The sequence below is a fragment of the Acinetobacter geminorum genome (assembly GCF_013009345.1).
Taxonomy (GTDB): domain Bacteria; phylum Pseudomonadota; class Gammaproteobacteria; order Pseudomonadales; family Moraxellaceae; genus Acinetobacter; species Acinetobacter geminorum.
The window spans coordinates 137573-157664 of sequence record NZ_JABELE010000012.1; the positions used below are offsets into that span (position 1 = coordinate 137573).

The 20092-nt window shown below is 39.9% G+C and carries 17 protein-coding genes and 3 tRNA genes; 8 read left to right on the top strand and 12 right to left on the bottom strand.

Annotated features, from left to right (window positions below; genetic code table 11):
* Positions 1-2: 2 nt before the first annotated feature.
* The 3 genes from HJG58_RS13015 to HJG58_RS13025 are packed head-to-tail and all read right to left on the bottom strand — an operon-like array spanning position 3 to position 2451.
* Positions 3-755, bottom strand: a complete 753-nt coding sequence (locus tag HJG58_RS13015; RefSeq protein ID WP_170249199.1) for a type IV pilus inner membrane component PilO — start codon at positions 753-755, stop codon at positions 3-5.
* Complete coding sequence (locus HJG58_RS13020; RefSeq protein ID WP_170249201.1) at positions 752-1393, bottom strand: PilN domain-containing protein; 642 nt, start codon at positions 1391-1393, stop codon at positions 752-754. Before HJG58_RS13020 ends, HJG58_RS13015 begins: the two co-directional genes overlap by 4 nt.
* On the bottom strand, positions 1393-2451 hold the full coding sequence (locus tag HJG58_RS13025; RefSeq protein ID WP_309171426.1) for a pilus assembly protein PilM: 1059 nt from the start codon (positions 2449-2451) through the stop codon (positions 1393-1395). Before HJG58_RS13025 ends, HJG58_RS13020 begins: the two co-directional genes overlap by 1 nt.
* A gap of 161 nt (positions 2452-2612) precedes the next feature.
* Between HJG58_RS13025 and ponA the strand changes: the two genes are divergently transcribed.
* Positions 2613-5174 (top strand): penicillin-binding protein PBP1a, encoded by a 2562-nt coding sequence (gene ponA / locus HJG58_RS13030; protein WP_170249203.1) that lies wholly within the window; start codon positions 2613-2615, stop codon positions 5172-5174.
* 14 nt (positions 5175-5188) lie between these two features.
* Here the strand turns inward: ponA and HJG58_RS13035 are convergent, their stop codons facing one another.
* From HJG58_RS13035 to HJG58_RS13075, 9 genes are all read right to left on the bottom strand, one after another.
* Positions 5189-6013, bottom strand: a complete 825-nt coding sequence (locus tag HJG58_RS13035) for a putative RNA methyltransferase (RefSeq protein ID WP_170249205.1) — start codon at positions 6011-6013, stop codon at positions 5189-5191.
* Positions 6014-6015: 2 nt separating this feature from the next.
* Positions 6016-6348 carry a DUF7709 family protein gene (locus HJG58_RS13040; protein WP_017481735.1) on the bottom strand — a complete coding sequence of 111 codons (333 nt, stop codon included), beginning with the start codon at positions 6346-6348 and terminating at the stop codon, positions 6016-6018.
* Between the two features lie 59 nt (positions 6349-6407).
* Positions 6408-7526 carry a phospho-N-acetylmuramoyl-pentapeptide-transferase gene (gene mraY, locus HJG58_RS13045; protein WP_170249208.1) on the bottom strand — a complete coding sequence of 373 codons (1119 nt, stop codon included), beginning with the start codon at positions 7524-7526 and terminating at the stop codon, positions 6408-6410.
* On the bottom strand, positions 7527-8927 hold the full coding sequence (locus HJG58_RS13050; RefSeq protein WP_170249209.1) for a UDP-N-acetylmuramoyl-tripeptide--D-alanyl-D-alanine ligase: 1401 nt from the start codon (positions 8925-8927) through the stop codon (positions 7527-7529).
* A gap of 8 nt (positions 8928-8935) precedes the next feature.
* The gene (locus HJG58_RS13055; protein ID WP_170249211.1) at positions 8936-10435 is read right to left on the bottom strand and encodes a UDP-N-acetylmuramoyl-L-alanyl-D-glutamate--2,6-diaminopimelate ligase; all 1500 of its coding nucleotides are present in this window, start codon (positions 10433-10435) and stop codon (positions 8936-8938) included.
* 3 nt (positions 10436-10438) lie between these two features.
* On the bottom strand, positions 10439-12271 hold the full coding sequence (gene ftsI / locus HJG58_RS13060) for a penicillin-binding protein PBP3 (RefSeq protein ID WP_170249212.1): 1833 nt from the start codon (positions 12269-12271) through the stop codon (positions 10439-10441).
* Positions 12272-12282: 11 nt separating this feature from the next.
* Positions 12283-12615: a cell division protein FtsL gene (gene ftsL / locus HJG58_RS13065; protein WP_170249213.1), complete on the bottom strand. Its 333-nt coding sequence runs from the start codon at positions 12613-12615 to the stop codon at positions 12283-12285.
* The gene (gene rsmH, locus HJG58_RS13070; RefSeq protein ID WP_002116998.1) at positions 12615-13538 is read right to left on the bottom strand and encodes a 16S rRNA (cytosine(1402)-N(4))-methyltransferase RsmH; all 924 of its coding nucleotides are present in this window, start codon (positions 13536-13538) and stop codon (positions 12615-12617) included. Before rsmH ends, ftsL begins: the two co-directional genes overlap by 1 nt.
* Before the next feature lie 232 nt (positions 13539-13770).
* Positions 13771-14769, bottom strand: coding sequence for a sulfate ABC transporter substrate-binding protein (locus HJG58_RS13075; RefSeq protein WP_170249214.1), 999 nt, complete (start codon positions 14767-14769; stop codon positions 13771-13773).
* 399 nt (positions 14770-15168) lie between these two features.
* On the opposite strand from HJG58_RS13075, the gene HJG58_RS13080 reads away from it, so the two are divergent.
* The 7 genes from HJG58_RS13080 to HJG58_RS13110 all read left to right on the top strand — a co-directional run bounded on the left by HJG58_RS13080 (position 15169) and on the right by HJG58_RS13110 (position 20091).
* Positions 15169-15468: a hypothetical protein gene (locus HJG58_RS13080; protein WP_004639749.1), complete on the top strand. Its 300-nt coding sequence runs from the start codon at positions 15169-15171 to the stop codon at positions 15466-15468.
* Positions 15469-15584: 116 nt separating this feature from the next.
* On the top strand, positions 15585-17093 hold the full coding sequence (gene gltX, locus HJG58_RS13085; RefSeq protein WP_170249215.1) for a glutamate--tRNA ligase: 1509 nt from the start codon (positions 15585-15587) through the stop codon (positions 17091-17093).
* Between the two features lie 57 nt (positions 17094-17150).
* A tRNA-Ala gene (locus tag HJG58_RS13090) sits at positions 17151-17226 on the top strand.
* Positions 17227-17251: 25 nt separating this feature from the next.
* A tRNA-Glu gene (locus tag HJG58_RS13095) sits at positions 17252-17327 on the top strand.
* A 128-nt stretch (positions 17328-17455) separates the two neighbouring features.
* On the top strand, positions 17456-18877 hold the full coding sequence (locus HJG58_RS13100; RefSeq protein ID WP_170249216.1) for an amino acid permease: 1422 nt from the start codon (positions 17456-17458) through the stop codon (positions 18875-18877).
* Positions 18878-18997: 120 nt separating this feature from the next.
* The gene (locus HJG58_RS13105) at positions 18998-19897 is read left to right on the top strand and encodes a PGAP1-like alpha/beta domain-containing protein (protein ID WP_170249218.1); all 900 of its coding nucleotides are present in this window, start codon (positions 18998-19000) and stop codon (positions 19895-19897) included.
* A 121-nt stretch (positions 19898-20018) separates the two neighbouring features.
* Positions 20019-20091: transfer RNA gene (locus tag HJG58_RS13110), tRNA-Glu, on the top strand.
* Position 20092: the final 1 nt, after the last annotated feature.

Here is a 20092-nt window from a genome sequence, read left to right on the forward strand (position 1 = left end):
TCCTATTTCAGCTGTGTGTTAGCAGTAGAAGAATCAGGGGCTACCGAAGAAGCCGAAGCATTTTTTTCCTGATGCTCAGGATTTTCTACAGCACCCATATAGCGATAAGTTTTTGCTTTGATAGAATAATTAAGCACAGGAATATCTGATTTACCATCCTTAACAGGAGCAGCTTCAACAACAAAATCATGCATCGTCACAATACGTGGCAACGCCGCAATACTGCTAACAAAAGCCCCGAAAGCGTGATAATCCCCAGTTGCTTCGATAGTAATAGGCTGTTCAATAAAAATTTCCTGCTTCACTTCACCTTCTAAGCGGATATTTTTAAACTTTAGACCAGAATTCACTCCCGTTAAGTTAATATCTTCAACTAAGCTTGGAATTTCGGTTTCTTTTGGCAATTGTTCTAACTGCTGATTGAAGTTGGCTTGCATCTCTTGAAGTTGAAGCTGGTATTGTTGCAAGTTGCGTAATTTTGAGTCTTTTTCTCGAAACTCATTTAATAAATTACTTTCTTGTGCTTGAGCATTATCAATTGCTTGTAGCTTTGGTTGAATAGCAACAAAATACCCCAAAGCCAATACAGCAAAGAAAATAAAAATCCAACACGTAATTTTCACAGATAATGGCCAGCTGCCATAACTGTTCATATCGAGCGTGTTAAATTGCTGAAGAAATTTTTCTAAGGTGATCTTTTTTTTCTTAGATGGAGCTTGTTCTAAAGACAGTTCATGAAGTTCATCAGGACTCATTTTGCTACCTCCTTATCCGTACCTACAGACGTATTAGCGGTATCATCTGTTGTAGTCACCCCCATTTCCCCCACATCAACAGTAACAACAAAACTGCCATAGCTATCTTCAACTCTAGGAAGCAAAGAACTCACAGCCTTATCTTTTTTCTCTTCGGTCGCCAAAAAAGAATTCATAAAAGCGTTGCGATACCATGGTGATGCCTCGAGATTACGTAATAACTCTGCAACAGTATTTGGACTTTCAGCTTTACCTTCGATGGTGAATTTATCTCCAGTTCGACTAAATTTAGTCAAATACATGGCTGCAGGAGTCACACGAACCAATTCATCCACTAAACGTACAACAACTGGACGCTGGCTTTGCAATCCTTGAATGAGCTTCATACGCTCAATAATTGCGTCACGCTGTTCTTGCAAGCCATTTAAGGTTTTAAGTTGTTGATCTAGATTCTGGTTTGTACTGATGATGAGCTGATTTGCTTGTTCTTGATCATTTAATTTTTGATTTAAATAAAACCACCCTGAAAATACAGTGGTTATCCCCAAAACAACGACCCCAAGACATAAAATAATAAATTGTTTTTTACGCTGCTCCCTAAGCCCATATCGCCAAGGGAGTAAATTAATTGTTGCCATTAATCAAAACTCCTTAAAGCCAAGCCACATGCCACCATTAATGAAGAAGCATCATTTTCAATTTTTTGAATGTCGACTTGAGGAGAGAAACCCATTTGTAAAAACGGGTTGGCAATAGTGACTCGGTAACCGAGTTTTTGCTGCAACAATTTAGCAAGCCCTGGAATGTTGGCATTACCACCCGCTAGCAAAATATGGTCAATTTCATTGAATTGGGATGAAGAGAAGAAAAATTGTAGAGATCTAGCCGCTTGCTGAACTACAGCATCTAAAAATGGTTCTAAGATTTCGATGTCATAATCATCTGGCAAAGAACGTTCTTTTTTAGCGCGTCCCGCTTCTTCTAATGACAAACCATAACGACTTTGAATTTCCAAAGTAAGCTGTTTACCGCCAAAGACTTGTTCACGGGTATAAATGATTTTGCCATTTTGCATAACCGATAATGTGGTCATGGTATGGCCAATATCTAAAATACCAATGGTATTTGCACCCATGGGTAAGCTATCAGCAAACACACTAAAAGCTCGCTCAACAGCATAACTTTCAACATCAGCAAGCTTAGGCGTTAAATCAACCAGTTCCAGTACTTCTACGCGTGTTTCAACATTTTCTGTTCGTGTTGCGACTAAAAGTACATTCACACGATTTGGATTCGGCAGTCGATCTGGTAAAACCTCAAAATCAAGGCTCACCTCATCTAAAGGGAACGGTATATATTGCTCCGCATCTAATCGAATCTGAACTTCACGCTCATCATCGTTCATATCTGCATCCATTTCGATGGTTTTATGAATAACCGTCGATGTTGGAACAGCAATTGCAGCGTTAGAGGTGTGGGGATTTGCTAAATTCATCGCCCGTTCTAAAGCTTCTGCAACTGCTTCTGGATTCAAGATATTTTTTTCAACTACACTGTTCTCAGGTAAAGGCGTCAAAGCATAGCTTTCTACCCAATATTTACCGTTCTTAACAGAGAGCTCTAACAACTTAACAGAAGTCGAACTAATATCGACGCCCATTAACCCCTTATTCGGTTTACGATATAACCTGAGCACACTATTGTCCTATTATTTTTTTATCCCCAAAAAAAATTACAAACCAATAATCTCGGTCTTTATTTTTACACGGATACAATATCTCATCTAACAATCCGCATGTCTAAAGGCTATACTGACCACAATTAGTTTGTATTCGATCTTATTAAAGCTTACTTATCATGAAAAAGCTATCCAGTTTGGGCTTCGTGCGTCCAATTTTTTTGATCATTATTATTATCTTAGTCTCACTTCCGATGGGCTTTTATGGCATGTATCTCTATATCGCCCCATCGCTTCCAGAAATGAGTTCACTAAAAAAAGCTCCCCTTTTAAAACCATTACAGGTCTACACTTCAGACAATCAACTGATTGCCGAGTACGGTGGTAAGCTTTCTATTCCTGTTGAATACAAACAAATCCCTCCTACTTTTATTCATGCATTTTTAGCAGCAGAAGACTCTTCTTTCTTTGAACATAGCGGGATCAGTTTTAAGGGTTTAGGTCGTGCTTTGAGCGAAAGTGTGACGGGTTCAGATGTGCAAACTGGTGGTTCAACAATCACTATGCAAGTTGCAAAGAACTATTATTTGAGTCCAGAAAGAACCCTAAAACGTAAAATAACCGAAATCTTTTTGGCTCGAAAAATTGAGCAAAATTTATCTAAAGAAGAAATTCTCAGCCTCTATGTGAATAAAATCTTCTTAGGGAAAAATGCGTATGGTATCGCGGCAGCAGCCAAAATTTATTACAACAAAAGCATTAATGAGCTCAGCATTGCTCAAATGGCGATGATCGCTGGTTTACCCAAAGCACCATCTAAATATAACCCTGTAGTTAATCCAGAACGCGCTCTCGAACGACGCAACTGGATTTTAGGACGTATGTTACAGTTGGGTTATATTTCTCAAGCAGAATATCAAAAAGCAGTTGCAGAACCGATCAATTTAAACATGCCCAATCGGGATTTAAATAATATTCATCCCTATGCTGGGGAAATGGTTCGTTCAGAACTTGTAAAGCATTTTGGTGAACAAGCCATTGATTCTGGCTATAAAGTCTACACAACAATTAATGCTAAACGCCAAGCGATTGCAGAAAAAGCTGTGCAAGATGGCCTTGAAGCTTATGACCGTCGCCATGGCTGGCGTGGTGCAGAAGCACATGACAAACCGTTAACTGAATTTAGAGCATATGCCAACACCTATCCTGCACAAGTTACTAAGGTAAATAGCAGCTCTTTTGAAGCATTAATGCAAGATGGCTCAACCGTTACGGTTCAATGGTCAGGCATGTCATGGGCACGCCCCTATCGCAATGCAAATAGCGTAGGTGGCTCTCCTTCACGTGCATCTCAAATTGTTAAAGTTAAAGATATTGTTCGTTTACGCCCAAATGACAATAAAACAGCTTGGTCTTTAGTTCAGGTTCCAAAAGTTCAAGGTCAACTCATTGCAATTAACCCGAATGATGGTTCAATTGAAGCAATCGTAGGTGGCTATAACTTCTATCAATCAAAATTTAACCGCGCCTTACAAGGCTGGCGTCAACCGGGTTCCACGATCAAGCCATTCCTCTATGCTTTAGCATTAGAAAGAGGTATGACCCCGTATAGCATGGTGAATGATAGCCCTATTACGATTGGCAAATGGACACCGCGAAACTCTGATGGCCGTTACTTAGGTATGATCCCATTACGTCGTGCTTTGTATTTGTCTCGTAATACCGTATCAGTAAGACTTCTACAAACAGTGGGTATTGAACGTACTCGTCAGTTATTCATGGATTTTGGCTTACAGGAAGATCAAATTCCTCGTAACTTCACCATTGCGTTAGGTACCCCTCAAGTATTACCAATTCAGATGGCAACTGGTTATGCAACGTTTGCAAACGGCGGTTACCGTGTTCAACCGCATTTCATTCAACGTATTGAAGATGCTTACGGCAAAGTCATTTATGAAGCCAAACCAGAATACGCATGTATTCCATGTATTAATGCACCTGACACCACAAATGATGAGCAAAAACCTAAAACGACTGATGATGAAGTTATTGAAGTTACGAATAAAGACATAGAACAGAAAGAAAACGCAGCTAAGCAGCTTAATCTTAAACAGACTGACAAAAACAACAGTCAGTATCGCCAAGCTCAACGTATTTTAAAATCAAGCTCTGCTTATGATATGGCGAACATCTTACGTGATGTAATTGAGCATGGTACAGGTCGTGCTGCGCTTAAAATTGGCCGTAGTGATTTAGGTGGTAAAACAGGTACTACGAATGATGCAAAAGATGCATGGTTTGCAGGTTTCAACGGCAAGTTAGTAACAGTAACATGGGTTGGATTTGACCAACCGACTACGCTTGGTCGCCGTGAATATGGTGGTATTGCTGCCTTACCAATCTGGATTAACTTTATGGGTCAAGCATTGCAAGGTACACCAGCATCTTGGGTTCGCTTAGACAAAGATGCTCAAGGTCCTATTTCACGTGACAAACAAGAAGCCGTTACTGAAATAGTCGACAAGAAAACTTATCGTGCAGCTCCACCACTAGCGCGTCCGCTCTATCGCCCAGCACCGCCACAACCGAAACTTAACAATGACAATGACTTTTCCGACTTACCAGGTGAAGAAATTATTATTCCATCAAAAGCTGCGCCTCCTGCCATGAGACCTGCACAGGAGTCCACTCCTAAGCGAGAAAAAGATGCACTAGAGAATCTGATTAATCAGATTGAATAATAAAAAAGCCATCGTTAGATGGCTTTTTTATTGCATTTTTGAAAGACATAAATTTGAAATGATGCCATTACTTCCAATTGTAATTGCTGCTCTAACTGCAAGCGACGCTCAGGAGAAGCTTTATAAGCATAAGGCGTCATAGCAATCAGATTTTTTAGGGCCTGTTGATCAAGCACAAAAGGCGCATCAATAATTTGCTCTTGCTTTAGCTCAAACAAATCTTGCAGCTGCTCTACGAACTTTTCTGGTGTATGTGGGTTCACTTGCTCAAATAAAGCTTCACGCATGGCATACAAATGTTCAGAAGCAGGCGTAACAACAATTAAATAGCCATCATCTTTTAAAACACGCGCGATTTCTGCTTGCGGAATTGGGCTAAATAAACTGGTACAAGCATCCATACTCCGATCCAATACAGGTAAAGTTGCTCCTGTTCCCACCACCCAAGTTACTTCAGTGTTGAGTTTTGCCGCACGTTGTACCGCGTTTTTTGCAATATCAACTCCAACACACTGCTCAACGACTTGCTGCATAGCACTTGTATAGTAGCCCTCACCACATCCGATATCGAGTATTGCTTTTACATCTAGTTGCTTTAATAAAGCGACTACAGCCTGTTGTAAAGGCTGATAATAACCACTTTGTAAAAAAGCTCGTCGCGCATCTACTGACTCGGGTGTATCCCCTGGGTTTTTACTATGCTTATGTTGCACCACATGTAAATTGACATAGCCTTGTTTAGCTACATCATAACTATGTCCTTGCTCACATCGCCAAGTTCTTTCAGTTAAATTTAGGGGCTGACGACACACAGGACACATTAAAATTTGCTTAGCCACGTTTAATTATTCTCTTGTTCTTTTTGTTGTAAATAAGCCTTTGCATGCAGTCCCACAAAGGTGCGACCTGCATTTGTACCATTAATCCACTCATCTACCTGAAACAAATCAAACAGACCTACCTTCACTAAAGTTGGAATTGCAATCTTTAGTTCTTCCTCAATTTGTCCTCTTTGCCCTGCATTATATAATTCAATATTGTGCAGCATTGTCGCTACAGTTCCTGTTTGCACCTGACTTCCATCTTTAAGTACAACTTGAGGTAATACTTCGCCCTCTCCAACTACTTTTTGATTAATTACAGATAATTGGTCTAGACCAGCAACTTTTGTCATTTATCTCTCCAATAAAAAAAGCCAGTAGAACTGGCTTTATATTGACACTAAAATAAGATCTATCGCAATTTTAAAGTCATTAGACCTAAAACTACTAATATAATTGTAATAATCCAAAAACGGATCACCACTTGCGTTTCTTTCCAGCCCTGCTTTTCATAGTGATGATGCAGCGGCGCCATTAAGAACACACGTTTATTACGCATACGCAAAGAGCCGATTTGTAAAAATACAGATACTGCCTCCATTACAAATACACCGCCCATAATTGCAAATACGATTTCTTGACGAACCATAACTGCAATTGTTCCAAGCATCGCACCTAAAGCTAAAGCACCGACATCACCCATAAATACTTGAGCAGGATGCGCGTTATACCAAAGGAATGCTAAACCAGCACCAATCATGGCAGAACAGATTACTACGAGTTCAGATGTATATTTCACATATGGAATATGTAAATAGTTAGCGAAACGGATGTCACCAGACAAGTAAGCAAATACGCCTAAGCCCGTAGCTACCATGACAACCGGCATGATTGCCAAGCCATCTAAACCATCTGTTAAGTTAACAGCGTTAGAAGCACCATTAATCACCAGATAGGTAAATACAATAAATGCCAAACCTAAAGGAATAATTGAGAGTGGAATTGAAAGATTCTTAAAGAATGGAATCAATAAATCCAGCATGTTTGCCGTATGTTCTGCATTGGACTGTTGAGTTGCGATTAAATATAACGCAATACCAGCACCCAGCGATGCAACAGAAGTCCAGAAAAACTTCTTACGTGCAGGTAAACCCGCATTGTCTTTATAGCGGATTTTAATCCAGTCATCTGCCCAGCCTACAGCACCGAATACAACCATTACACCAAGCACAATCCAGACATAAGGGTTAGATAAATCAGCCCATAGCAAAGTACTAATACCAATTGAAAGCAGAATTAAAATTCCGCCCATCGTCGGCGTACCCATTTTTTTAGCATGATTTTCAGGAGCAAACGAACTTACTGCCTGACCGTATTTTAACGCTTGTAATTTACGAATCATGATCGGTCCGAGAACCAAACCAATGGTCAGTGAAGTTAATACACTGAGTAAAGAACGTAATGTTAAATAACGAACGACCTGAAACGAGCTATGATAGCCCGCAAGTTGTTCAAACAACCATAACAGCATTTAAAGTTTCTCCATCAAATCAGCCATCAACGTTTCCATATGAGTAAAGCGAGAACCTTTAAACAGGAAACTCATGGACTGGGGTTGATGTGTTTGGATTAGATTGATTAAAAATGGAAGCGCCTCAGCTTGTGTCTGAAATGCTTTCACTTTATTAGAATAAGAGTCTGCACCCTCGAGAGCAGCTGAAGCGAATTGTCCAACTGCAATAATATGATCTAAAGGAAGCTCGGCAAGATCACGACCTAAATCATGATGCTCTTGCCAACTACTATCACCTAACTCACCAATATCCCCCATGACCATCACTTTTACGCCTTGTTGCTGTAACAATACTTGTGCAGCAGCGCGCATAGAAGTCGGATTAGCATTGTAGGTATCATCAATAAATAAGTAAGGCGATTTTTGAATAAAGTTCAAACGACCTTTGGCTCCCTGAGCTTGCTCTAAACCTTGGACAATATCTTCTAGTCCAATACCAATTGCTAAAGCAAAAGCTACGGCTGCCGTTGCATTTTGTACGTTATGGTCACCAGCAAAAGGAAGCTTAACTGCACTGCTACCTTGCGGTGTATGAAGGTTAAAATTCGTTGATTGAGGCAATAATTCCACATCTGTTGCATAGACATCACCTCCTACACCAAATGTAGAAATACGATGAGCTTTTGCAGCATCAAGAATTTCGGCAGTAAAGTCATCTTGTTGCGGCACGATTGCAACGCCATTTGGTAAAATATGACGATAGATCTCCGATTTAGCACGGCAAATACCATCACGTCCACCGAACTCACCTAAATGAGCAGTACCAATATTTAATATGCCCGCAACATGAGGCTGAACGAGTTGTGATGTGTAATCAATCTCGCCTTGATGGCTTGCACCCAACTCCATCACCGCATATTGATGTTCCTTGCGAAGCTCGAGCAACATCATTGGTACACCAAGGTCATTATTTAAATTGCCTCGGGTGATTAGTGTCGGTGCTAAGCGCGACAATATACTTCCCAGCATTTCTTTGGTTGTAGTTTTACCACTACTTCCCGTTAAGGCAATCACCTTTAATTGTGAGTTTTGCTCACGGCGATAAGCACCGAGTTGCCCTAAAGCCAATCGGGTATCGGCAACAACGAGTTGTGCAATATCTACATCTAGCGGACGTTCAACAATAGCTATTTGACAACCATTTGCAGCAACTTGCGCAACGAAATCATGCGCATCGAAACGCTCACCTTTTAGTGCTAAAAAGGCATCCCCAGTTTCCGCATGACGAGAGTCCGTCAAAATACGTTTAATTTCAGTTTGAGGGATTTGGTCTTTATGCCAGTAGCCCTGTGTTGCCTGTTGTAATTGTTGAGCTGTCCACGGTTCCAAAGGTACGGTACTGGTGGTTGAAGTATGCATAATTTGTCCTATTGTGCAGGGTAAGCAGCGTCTACAGTGTGATGTTGTGCATCAATCGCAGAACGCACTTCAACAACATCATCAAACCAGTGACGTACGCCATTAATTTCTTGATAATTTTCATGTCCTTTACCAGCAATTACAACAATATCACCAGCCTGGGCCTGCTGTGCAACAAATTTAATCGCTTCACGGCGGTCATGAATTTCATGCATACGGTGCCCTGAAAAATCGATTCCTTGCTTCATATCAGCAAAAATTTGTTCAGGGTCTTCTGTTCTTGGATTATCCGAAGTCAAAATAACTGGATTTGCGCCATCCAGAGCTGCTTGAGTCATGAGTGGACGCTTACCGCGATCACGGTCCCCGCCACAACCAAATACGGCCCAAAGTTGATTAGACACATGACGTTTTAATGTTTTAAGCACTTGAATTAATGCATCTGGTGTATGTGCATAATCAACAACAAATAAACGTTCATCATCACGAATAACTTGCATTCGGCCAGGTGCACCTATCAGTTTAGGAACAAAAGTAGCTAATGCTTTTAAATCAAAGCCTGCTTGCTCAGCAGCAATAAGTGCTGCAACCAAGTTTTCGACATTAAAATGCCCCAACAATGGACTTTGCACAGCAAAAGAACCTTGCGGGCTCACTAAATTAAATGTCGCCCCTGCTAAACTATAACTCAGGTCAGTAATATAATAATCAGCAGTATTTTGAGTAAGTGAATACGTTAAAATTTTCGGTTGAGCAGGATTTTGCTTTGCTGCATTGATCATGAGAGCTGCATGCTCATCATCTAAATTAATAACAGCTACTTTTAAAGAGCTAAAACGAAATAAAAGAGCCTTCGCTTCTGCATAAGCCTCTAAAGTGCCGTGGTAATCCAGATGGTCACGACTCAAATTGCTATAAACAGCAATCTCAATCGCACAACCATTTAAACGACCTTGTTCCAAACCATGTGAGCTTGCTTCTAAAGAAGCAAAAGTCGCACCTTGTTTTGCATAATCATGCAATGCATTTTGCAGTTGTAAAGCATCAAGCGTAGTGTGAGTTGAGGGTGTTAAGTCTGGTAAAATACCATTGCCTGTAGTACCCATCACAGCACAGCGCTGTTGTTGTGAACTAATTAATTCAGCCACTAGACGCGAAATTGTGGTTTTACCATTTGTACCAGTCACTGCAATAATACGCACTGGTGCCACGGGATCTATACGCTGTAAATAACGTTCTTGCCACTCACCCATACGTTGACGCACATCAGAACATACCCACTCATTCGCTACGCCCAACTTAGTCTCACTAATAATGGCAAGAGCACCATTAGCTAAAGCTGACTCAGCAAAAGCACGTGTTTTTTCAGGTTGGCTATAACTGGTCAAAGCGATAAAGATCTGGCCCGACACAACCTTACGGCTGTCTAAACTAAAGCCTTGAAAAGGCTGTTTAGACCACTGTGCATCGATCTCGACTGGATTAATTTCTTGGAAAGAAACAGACATAGCTTACCTGCGAATAGGATTTTCTGGAGTATCAAGGGGCTTATCAAGCGGCACATTCATTAAGCGCAATGATTCTTGCATAATGCGTGCAAAAACAGGGGCCGCAACCAAACCACCGTAATAACGGCCTTGTGGATTTTCAACAACTACAATAACCGCTAAACGAGGATCACTAATCGGAGCTACACCTGCAAATAAAGCACGATATTCATTATTAGAATAACCTTTACGGTCTGCACGAAGTTTATGAGCTGTACCTGTTTTACCACCAACGCGATAACCCGGAATATTAGCTTGCTTTGCAGTACCGCCCGGCATCGTCACCTGCTCAAGCATAAGCAAAACCTGATCAGCAATTTTTGGAGCAAGAACTTGCTCACCTTTAGGTGCTTGATCGAGTTTATGCAAACTTAGAGGCATTTTTACCCCATGGTTTGCAAGCATTGCATAACCTTGCGCCAACTGAAGAATAGTTGCATTTAGACCATAACCATAAGCCATAGTACCAATTTGGGAAGAGTTTAATTTGCTTACAGGAAGTACTAAACCAGAGCTTTCACCGGGGAACTTCACAGCAGAACGTTTACCAAAGCCAGCACGGTTAAAGAAGCTTGGTAATGTTTCCTTAGGAAGTGACAACGCAATTTTTGCTGAACCCACGTTTGATGACTTAATAATTACGCCACTGACAGTCAAAGCACCATAATTATGCGTATCACGAATAGTATGCCAGCCTAAACGCATTGAACCTGGCGAAGTATTGACAATAGTATTTGGCGTATATTGTCCAGTTTCAAGTGCAGCAGAAACTGTAAAAGGCTTCATGGTAGAACCTGGCTCGAACATATCAATCGCACCGCGGTTACGCATGGCATCTTTATTAGATAACCCGTTTTTATCATTCGGGTTATAAGATGGCCAACTGGTCATGGCCAGAATTTCGCCTGTTTTAACATCAACAGCAATTGCTGTCGCCGAACGAGCGTTATTTGCAACACCAGCAGCAGTCAACTCACGATACATAATATATTGCAAACGAGAGTCGATACTTAAAGTGATGTTTTCGCCTGGTTCACCCTCACGAATAACCTCTGAAACTTTTAAGCGGTTACCACGTTTATCACGAATAATTTTTTGTTCGCCATCTACCCCCGACAGTTGTTTATTCAACTGCATTTCCAAGCCTTCAATCCCTTGGCCTTCACTATTGGTTAAACCAATAATCTGAGCATTTGGTTGCGGTTGAGGATAATAACGTTTATAGGTTTTCTCAGCATAAACGCCTTGGAAATTACCCTTTGTAATAATATCTGCCTGTTGCGGCGGCACTTCTTTTTTCAAAACCAAATAACGAGAACGTGGGCGTGCATTCATTTGTTTTTTTAGATCTGCGCGATCTAAACCAACCACATCCGCCAACTCATCAAGGTTTAGGTTTTTATCTGGTAATTGTCGTTTTAACTTACGATTATTTGGATCTTTTTTTAATTCAGCTGTAATTTCGTCATATAAATGCTTGGCGTCAAAGTAATCACGTGGATCAATGACAATTTTCATAATAGGCGTGCTAATGGCCAAAGGCACGCCATGACGGTCACTAATAACCCCACGCATTGCCTCAATACGTTCCGTACGCAAAATATTGGCATTGGCCTTGTTTTGCAAAAAGTTTTTATTAATCACTTGCACATAAAATGCACGTGCAATTAAAACAACAAAACAGAGCAGTACTGTTGCCCAGAGCAGATAAAACCGCCACATATCGAAGGCAAGAGTTGGCTTTTCCGAAATAGACTGCTGTTTTTTCCGTGTTTGCTTTGTTCGCTTATCTACCATACAGCAAGGCCTTACTTATTTTGCTCTGAGGTCATCGGTAAAGAAATTACCACCGTTTCTGCAGCAGGTGGTGAAAACATGCGTAGTTGGGTTACAGCACGCGTACCAATCTGTGCTGTTGCACCGAAGGTTTGTTGCTCAATAAGCAAACGTCCCCATTCAGCATTGAGATCATCACGTTCACGCATATAAGAGCTAAGCTCTCTATAATCATGACGATATTCAAACACTTGAAATACCACCATCATGGCACTGATAAAAACAAGCGCCACTAATACGGTGTATGCCACAACTTTTTTCCCCACTTTATTTTCAGTGGTTTCAATTTCATCACTGCTTTTCATTACGCGCCTTTTTGTTCCAAGCGTTCAGCAACCCGAAGCCATGCACTACGTGAACGTGGGTTCGCTTTTACTTCTTCTTCACTCGCACGAACCCGTGAAATTTTCTTTAACCTTCTTGTATCTACCTGTTGCTGTGGCATTCCCCAGCCAATATCTTCTGCCAAAGTCGATTCTTTTTGAATAAATTGTTTGATTAAGCGATCTTCAAGAGAATGAAAGCTAATCACAGACAAACGCCCTTTTGGTTTTAGTAAGTCTACAGCTTGTGGTAAAAATACTTCAATATCATCTAGTTCTTTATTAATAGCAATACGAATTGCCTGAAATGTACGTGTTGCTGGATGTTTATGCTTTTCCCATTTTGGATGAGCTGTTTTGACAAGTTCTGCCAATTGGGCTGTTGTATCTAGTTTTCCAGCCTGTTTAATCGCTTTTGCAATACGTCGACTATAACGTTCTTCGCCATATTGATAAATAATATTTGCTAATTGTTCTTCTTCAATTTCAAGTAACCACTCAGCTGCGGTTAATCCCTTAGAATTATCCATTCGCATGTCTAGAGGACCATCTTGCATAAAACTGAAACCACGTTCAGCTTGGTCGAGTTGAGGAGATGACACCCCTAAGTCAGCCATAATGCCATCAACACTCATCACACCAATTTCCTGCATTTTTTCTTTAATATCAGCAAAACTGGCATGAATAATGGTAAATCTTGGGTCTTCTTGTGCCAAAGCAGCCGCAACTTCCAAAGCTTGAGGGTCTTTATCAAATGCATATACTCGTGCATTTTCATCAAGTTTTGAGAGCAATAAACGTGTATGCCCACCTCGTCCGAAGGTTGCATCGATATACACCCCTGTTGTGCGATCTGCCAATAAGCTCTCAACGGTCTCAAAAAGTAAGACAGAAATATGCGACATAGGTGTTAAATCATTGCGTAAAAATGTAACTGCACATTATCACCTTGTTTATGATCAACGCCAAACGGCTTTTTGTAGGAAAATATTAATTTTTCATAGATAAAACCGTTTTGTTAGCATTTTTTAAGCAAAAAAAGAAAGCAAGCTAACCTTTTTAAGTTTGCCTGCTTTCTTTATGAATATTTATCTTTTAAATTTTCTTTTTGAACTACTGTTTTTTAGGTAATTTTATTTACTGCTTCCCATCATAAATTTGATCAAAGACAGCTCCATTAGCAAAGTGAGTTTTCTGAGCTTTCGCCCAACCACCGAACACATCGTTAATAGTAAATAATCTAATTTTTGGGAATTGTGCTGCATATTTTGCTGCCACTTGAGCATTACGTGGTCGGAAATAATGCTTAGCAGCCAGCTCTTGCCCTAAAGGTGAATATAAAAAATTCAAATAGCCTTTTGCTAAAGTGCGGTTCCCATCTTTATCAACGGTTTTATCTACAATTGCGACTGATGGCTCTGCCAAAATTGAAATTGATGGGTAAACAATTTCATATTTGTCTTTATCAGGTCCTTTCGTTGCCAATAAAGCTTCGTTTTCCCAAGATAATAAAACATCACCAATGCCACGTTCGGCAAATGTTGTTAGCGAACCGCGAGCTCCCGAATCAAGTACTTTTACATTGTGATAAAGCTTTTTAACCAAGTCACGAGCCTTGGCATCATTACCACCCGGTTGTTTTAAAGCATAACCCCACGCAGACAAATAGATCCAACGAGGTGCGCCCCCTGTTTTAGGGTTAGGGGTGATAATTTCAACACCCGGTTTTGTTAAGTCATTCCAATCACGTATATTTTTCGGATTACCTTTTCGTACTAGAAATACAACAGTCGAAGTATAAGGCGCAGAATTATTCGGAAATTCTTTTTGCCAGTTCGGCTGGATAAAACCTGCTTTCACAATCTCATCAATATCATTCGCTAACGCTAACGTTACAACATCAGCTTCTAAACCAGTAGCCACCGCCCGAGCTTGTTTACCAGATCCACCGTGCGACTGTTTAAATTCAACATCTTGCCCCGTACGCTGTTTCCAGAACTTCCCAAAAGCCTGATTATATTCTTGATAAAATTCTCGGGTCGGATCATAAGAAACGTTTAAAAAAGAAGTAGCAGCCTGAGCTGCTGTTGCCATTCCCAAATATACAGCTACAGCCATTATTGATATTTTTTTCATTTACAAAATCCATCATTGGTTTTAATTTTACTATATTTTTAATTTTATAATTTACAATCAATCACTTATATTAATATATTTTTTATTAATCTCTTTAAAATATATAGATTAAGATGTCTAAGTTATTTCATTTTTGAAAAGTTTTGTAATTATCCTTACAACTTAATGAGGGCCTTCACTTTATCTACACATTAATTTGTTAAATAATGAAGCTCAAAGGATACATATGACCTACATTTGGGTCGACCAGATTAAAATATAGATAATTTTTGTAAAAAGTGTGATGCAGTTCCACTTTTTTATTAAGATTTATGTTTAAATCGTAGTATTACCGTAATTTTACATTTCGTTAAACTCAAAAAATAGATGAAATGTAATGAACAGAGGGGATGATTAATAATGAAAATTCATTATGGAAAAGCGTTAAGCTTAAGTTTGGTGCTGGGTTTGGCATCACAGTTTTCTGCAGCAGCAGTACTTAAAGATACTCCAAACAAAACTGGCTCAGATAAGCAGACTTCGCTTATTGAAAAAGCTTTAGATCAACAGAAACGTAATCCTATTGTATTACCTTCCACAAATGATGAACTTAAAGTACTCAATTCAATTCGCGTTACCCCCACTCAAAACTTTCTTGCTGCTCAGCACGAACGTTTTTCACGTTTTGTTCAGGCGATCTTTCAGCCGCATGCTTCTTAAAATCTGAAACACCCCCTCTTCGTTTCAGTTTGAGCCCAGTCTGATGTTAAATAAAACGTCAGAATACTGGGCTTTTTCGTTATAATAGTTTCAATTTTTATTTTGACCCATTACCTATGAAAGTTCGTACTCGTATTGCACCTTCCCCTACCGGTTTCCCTCATGTCGGCACCGCCTACATCGCCTTATTTAACATGTGTTTTGCGAAACAACATGGCGGAGAATTTATTTTAAGGATTGAAGATACAGACCAACTTCGCTCTACACCAGAGTCTGAAAAAATGATTTTGGATTCATTGCGTTGGTTAGGTCTAAATTGGTCTGAAGGTCCAGATGTGGGGGGCCCACATGCACCATATCGCCAATCTGAACGTATGGGAATTTATAAGCAATACGCATTAGAACTTGTTGAAAAAGGTCATGCTTTTTATTGTTTCGCAACAGCTGAAGAACTGGATCAGATGCGTGCAGAACAACAAGCACGTGGCGAAACACCAAAATATGACGGCCGCGGTTTAAAACTTTCTCAAGAAGAAGTGACTCGACGTCTTGAAGCAGGTGAACCTCATGTCATTCGCATGAAAGTGCCTGAAGAAGGTGTTTGTAAATTTAATGACTTGCTACGTGGTGAGGTTGAAATTCCTTGGGCTCAAGTCGATATGCAAGTCCTTCTAAAAACAGATGGTTTACCAACTTACCATTTAGCTAACGTTGTTGATGACCATTTAATGGAAATCACTCATGTATTGCGTGGTGAAGAATGGCTTCCTTCTGCACCAAAGCATCAGTTGCTTTACCAATATTTTGGTTGGGAAATGCCAACACTTTGCCATATGCCACTGTTGCGTAACCCTGATAAATCAAAATTGTCTAAACGTAAAAACCCGACATCAATTAACTACTACCGCGACATCGGTGTATTACCTGAAGCCTTATTAAATTATTTAGGCCGCATGGGTTGGTCAATGCCGGATGAAAGAGAAGTTTTCACATTACAAGACATGATGGATAACTTTGATATTCAACGTGTATCACTAGGTGGACCAATTTTTGACGTTGAAAAATTGAACTGGCTTAACGGTCAATGGATCAAAGGCTTGACACCTGGCGAATTATTAGACCGTTTGTTAACATGGAAGAGTGATCGCAAAACTTTAGAAGACATTGCTGCCGCTATTCAACCACGTATTAATTTACTTTCAGAAGCTGTAAATTGGGCTGGTTTCTATTTTAACCATATGCCACAAATTACTGCTGAAATGTTTGAAAGTAAAAAATTGACTCAAGAGCAAGTTCGTCAAAGCTTACAATTTGCAATTTGGCGTCTTGAAGGTCAGTTTACTTGGAATAATGACACCGTTAGCCAAACCCTAATGGATCTTGCGAATCAGATGGGCATTAAATTACGTGATTTCATGCCAACGTTCTTTATTGCAATCGCCGGTTCAACGAGTTCGACCCCAGTGATGCAATCAATGGTTACGCTTGGACCTGATTTAACTTTCGCTCGCTTACGTCATGCCCTAGAAATTGTAGGCGGACCAAGTAAGAAAGAAGTTAAAAATTGGGAAAAACTCAATGAGAGCTTAAAATTGCCGAAAAATGACGCAACTAGCGAAGTTTAATTCATTTTTTTGTTGACGTGTGAGCGCATTCACCCTAAGATTGCGCTCACACAAACTGGGGTCATAGCTCAGTTGGTAGAGCGCTACAATGGCATTGTAGAGGTCAGCGGTTCGATTCCGCTTGACTCCACCACGCTCCTTTGTGTTTGCCTCATCAAGTCCCTATCGTCTAGAGGCCTAGGACATCGCCCTTTCACGGCGGTAACCGGGGTTCGAATCCCCGTAGGGACGCCATATTCTGCTTTAAAAATTATTAAAAGACTCTATCGTCACCTTACTGTTTATTCTTTATCTCTTTCTAGATTGCACATTTGTCTATTTTATCTAAAATAGCGTCTTTCTTAATTCTCTCAATGTGTAATATGCAGCCATCTGACAAACAACTAGATGCTCATCAGCATCAGAACAGTACTGCACCTTTAAAAAGAGCCATGAGTACTCGCCACCTTGTGATGTTATCACTGGGCGGAGCGATCGGAACTGGTCTATTTTTAGGTTCAGGGGAAGTCATTTCACAAACTGGAGCTATTGGCGCAATTATTGCCTATATTCTTGGTGGCGCGATCGCTTACATGGTCATGCTCTGCCTAGGAGAACTCGCTGTACACATGCCTGTTTCAGGTTCTTTTGGTGCCTATGCCAAAAAATACATTAGTCCAAGTACAGGCTATATGATTTCTTGGATGTACTGGTTAACTTGGACTGCAACGCTTGGAACAGAATTCACAGCCGCAGCATTGCTCATGCAAGAATGGTTCCCTCAGATTTCAATGTGGATTTGGACAATTATTTTTGCAGTTACTATTTTTGGCTTAAATATTAGTTCAACGCGTATTTTTGCTGAGTCTGAGTTTTGGCTAGCCCTTGTTAAAGTCGTTACGGTCATTGCTTTTATTGTTCTTGGCTTATTAGCAATTTTTGGTTTAATTCCATTCCATGGTGCCCAGACTGCTCCACTATTTAGCAATCTTACAGCTCAAGGCTGGTTCCCTCATGGTTTAATTCCTATTTTTACGACCATGCTAATTGTTAACTTTGCTTTCTCAGGAACTGAATTAATTGGTGTAGCAGCTGGCGAAACAAAAGATCCAGCTCAAAATGTACCAAAAGCGATTAATGCCGCGATCTGGCGCCTACTTATTTTCTTTGTAGGTACCATCATCGTTATTAGCGCCTTACTCCCATTCCAACTCGCAGGTCTAGGCGGTGATGGTGTAAGTAGCAGTCCTTTTGTGACGGTATTTAATTATATTGGCATTCCATATGCGGATGACATTATTAGGTTTGTAATTATCACAGCTCTGCTTTCAGCAGCCAATTCTGGCCTATATGCAGCTTCACGTATGATGTGGTCTCTGTCAGAACAAAAATTACTACCTAGTGTGTTTGCGACTTTATCAAAAAGTGGAACACCAATCGTTGCTCTAGTTGTAACCATGTTTGGAGCAATTCCAGGTTTGCTATCAGAGCAATTTGCACCAGAGACTATTTTTAAGAATCTGCTTGGCGTAGCGGCTTTTACCATGGTGATTGTATGGATGAGCATTTGTTTAAGCCAGTTCAATTTCCGCCGCCAATGGTATAAATCAGGCCATACTGTTAAAGACTTACAATATGCTGCGCCTTTATTTCCTATTGTGCCAATTTTAGGTTTTATTTTCTGTTTCATTACTTGCTTGAGTATGGCAGCAGACCCTGAAATGCGTGCTGGTTTTGTAGGCTGTCTTATTTTTACAGCTTTATGTTATGTCAGTTATTTTATTTTTTATCGCAATAAAGACTAAACCTGTCGTTATTCAATTAAAGTGTAGCAAAAAGCTACACTTTTTTTTGCCTACATACTGGTTTTATATATCAGACCACGGTAAATTAAAATTTATATTAAAAACAATTCTTTGTATAGAATGAAAATTATATTTATCCATGGGATGAATCAACAAAACTACACAGCACATCGCTTGAAAGAGCATTGGTTAAAAGTGTTTAAGCTCGGCCTAAAACAAATGCCTTGCAGAGTTAATATCCGTGATCTTCATATTCACATGCCATTTTATGGCGACTTAATGACCAAATACCAATTAAGCAATCAATTAGACCTTAACACGTTGTTACCTAAATCATTTTTTAATAATTATTTCCCTATTAACGTACACCCAAGTAATCCTCCACCTAAAGAGCACACTCCATTTGTTCCGTTGTTACGCCCCTCAACCGATCAAGCTGATAAAAGCTTCTCAGAACGACTTTATCTCACTTCTCAATTAGTTAAAGATCGCGTACTGAAAGAACTAGTTGTTCTATTAAATAACTTTCCTAAACTGCATGAAAGTTTGATTCAACAATTCCTTATCGAAACTTATATGTATTTATCTAATCCAGAGTTCATGCAGGAAGTACATCAAAGAATTTTAAAGAAAATGCGAGAAGAAGAAGATTATATTGTGGTCGGACACTCTCTCGGTTCAGTTATCGCTTTCCAATTATTATCAGATCCATCTTATCAATTCTCAGTTAAGCGTTTTATCACCCTAGCTTCCCCTTTAGCTTTTCGCGTGATTCAAAGTAAGCTCCCGAATCCAATTTCTAGACCACCCTGTATTCATGGTGACTGGTTTAATTTTTACTCTCAAGATGATTTTTTGACCGCTTTTCCCTTATGCGAGGCCCCATTTAATTTTGATCCTGCCATTATCAATCAGAAAATTTATACCTTTGCCCACCAACCACATGAGATTTTAGGATATTTACAACATCCATCGGTTATAAAGGCAATTATTGAACCTTTTCAGAAAAATGAGGGCTAAATGTATATATTTTCTACAATTTGAGTTATTTTTAATCGCTTGATTGTTTTTTTTAATATTTCTTCAGAAAACTATTTGACACTTTTATTAAATCGACCTAATATACGCCCACCTCTGAAACGTCCCTATCGTCTAGAGGCCTAGGACATCGCCCTTTCACGGCGGTAACCGGGGTTCGAATCCCCGTAGGGACGC

Coding starts and splice junctions, on each gene's coding strand:
- HJG58_RS13015 (WP_170249199.1), bottom strand. CDS start 755: ATGAGTCCTGATGAACTTCATGAACTGTCTTTAGAACAAGCTCCATCT.
- HJG58_RS13020 (WP_170249201.1), bottom strand. CDS start 1,393: ATGGCAACAATTAATTTACTCCCTTGGCGATATGGGCTTAGGGAGCAG.
- ponA (WP_170249203.1), top strand. CDS start 2,613: ATGAAAAAGCTATCCAGTTTGGGCTTCGTGCGTCCAATTTTTTTGATC.
- HJG58_RS13040 (WP_017481735.1), bottom strand. CDS start 6,348: ATGACAAAAGTTGCTGGTCTAGACCAATTATCTGTAATTAATCAAAAA.
- mraY (WP_170249208.1), bottom strand. CDS start 7,526: ATGCTGTTATGGTTGTTTGAACAACTTGCGGGCTATCATAGCTCGTTT.
- HJG58_RS13050 (WP_170249209.1), bottom strand. CDS start 8,927: ATGCATACTTCAACCACCAGTACCGTACCTTTGGAACCGTGGACAGCT.
- HJG58_RS13055 (WP_170249211.1), bottom strand. CDS start 10,435: ATGTCTGTTTCTTTCCAAGAAATTAATCCAGTCGAGATCGATGCACAG.
- ftsI (WP_170249212.1), bottom strand. CDS start 12,271: ATGGTAGATAAGCGAACAAAGCAAACACGGAAAAAACAGCAGTCTATT.
- ftsL (WP_170249213.1), bottom strand. CDS start 12,615: ATGAAAAGCAGTGATGAAATTGAAACCACTGAAAATAAAGTGGGGAAA.
- rsmH (WP_002116998.1), bottom strand. CDS start 13,538: ATGTCGCATATTTCTGTCTTACTTTTTGAGACCGTTGAGAGCTTATTG.
- HJG58_RS13075 (WP_170249214.1), bottom strand. CDS start 14,769: ATGAAAAAAATATCAATAATGGCTGTAGCTGTATATTTGGGAATGGCA.
- HJG58_RS13080 (WP_004639749.1), top strand. CDS start 15,169: ATGAAAATTCATTATGGAAAAGCGTTAAGCTTAAGTTTGGTGCTGGGT.
- gltX (WP_170249215.1), top strand. CDS start 15,585: ATGAAAGTTCGTACTCGTATTGCACCTTCCCCTACCGGTTTCCCTCAT.
- HJG58_RS13100 (WP_170249216.1), top strand. CDS start 17,456: ATGCAGCCATCTGACAAACAACTAGATGCTCATCAGCATCAGAACAGT.
- HJG58_RS13105 (WP_170249218.1), top strand. CDS start 18,998: ATGAAAATTATATTTATCCATGGGATGAATCAACAAAACTACACAGCA.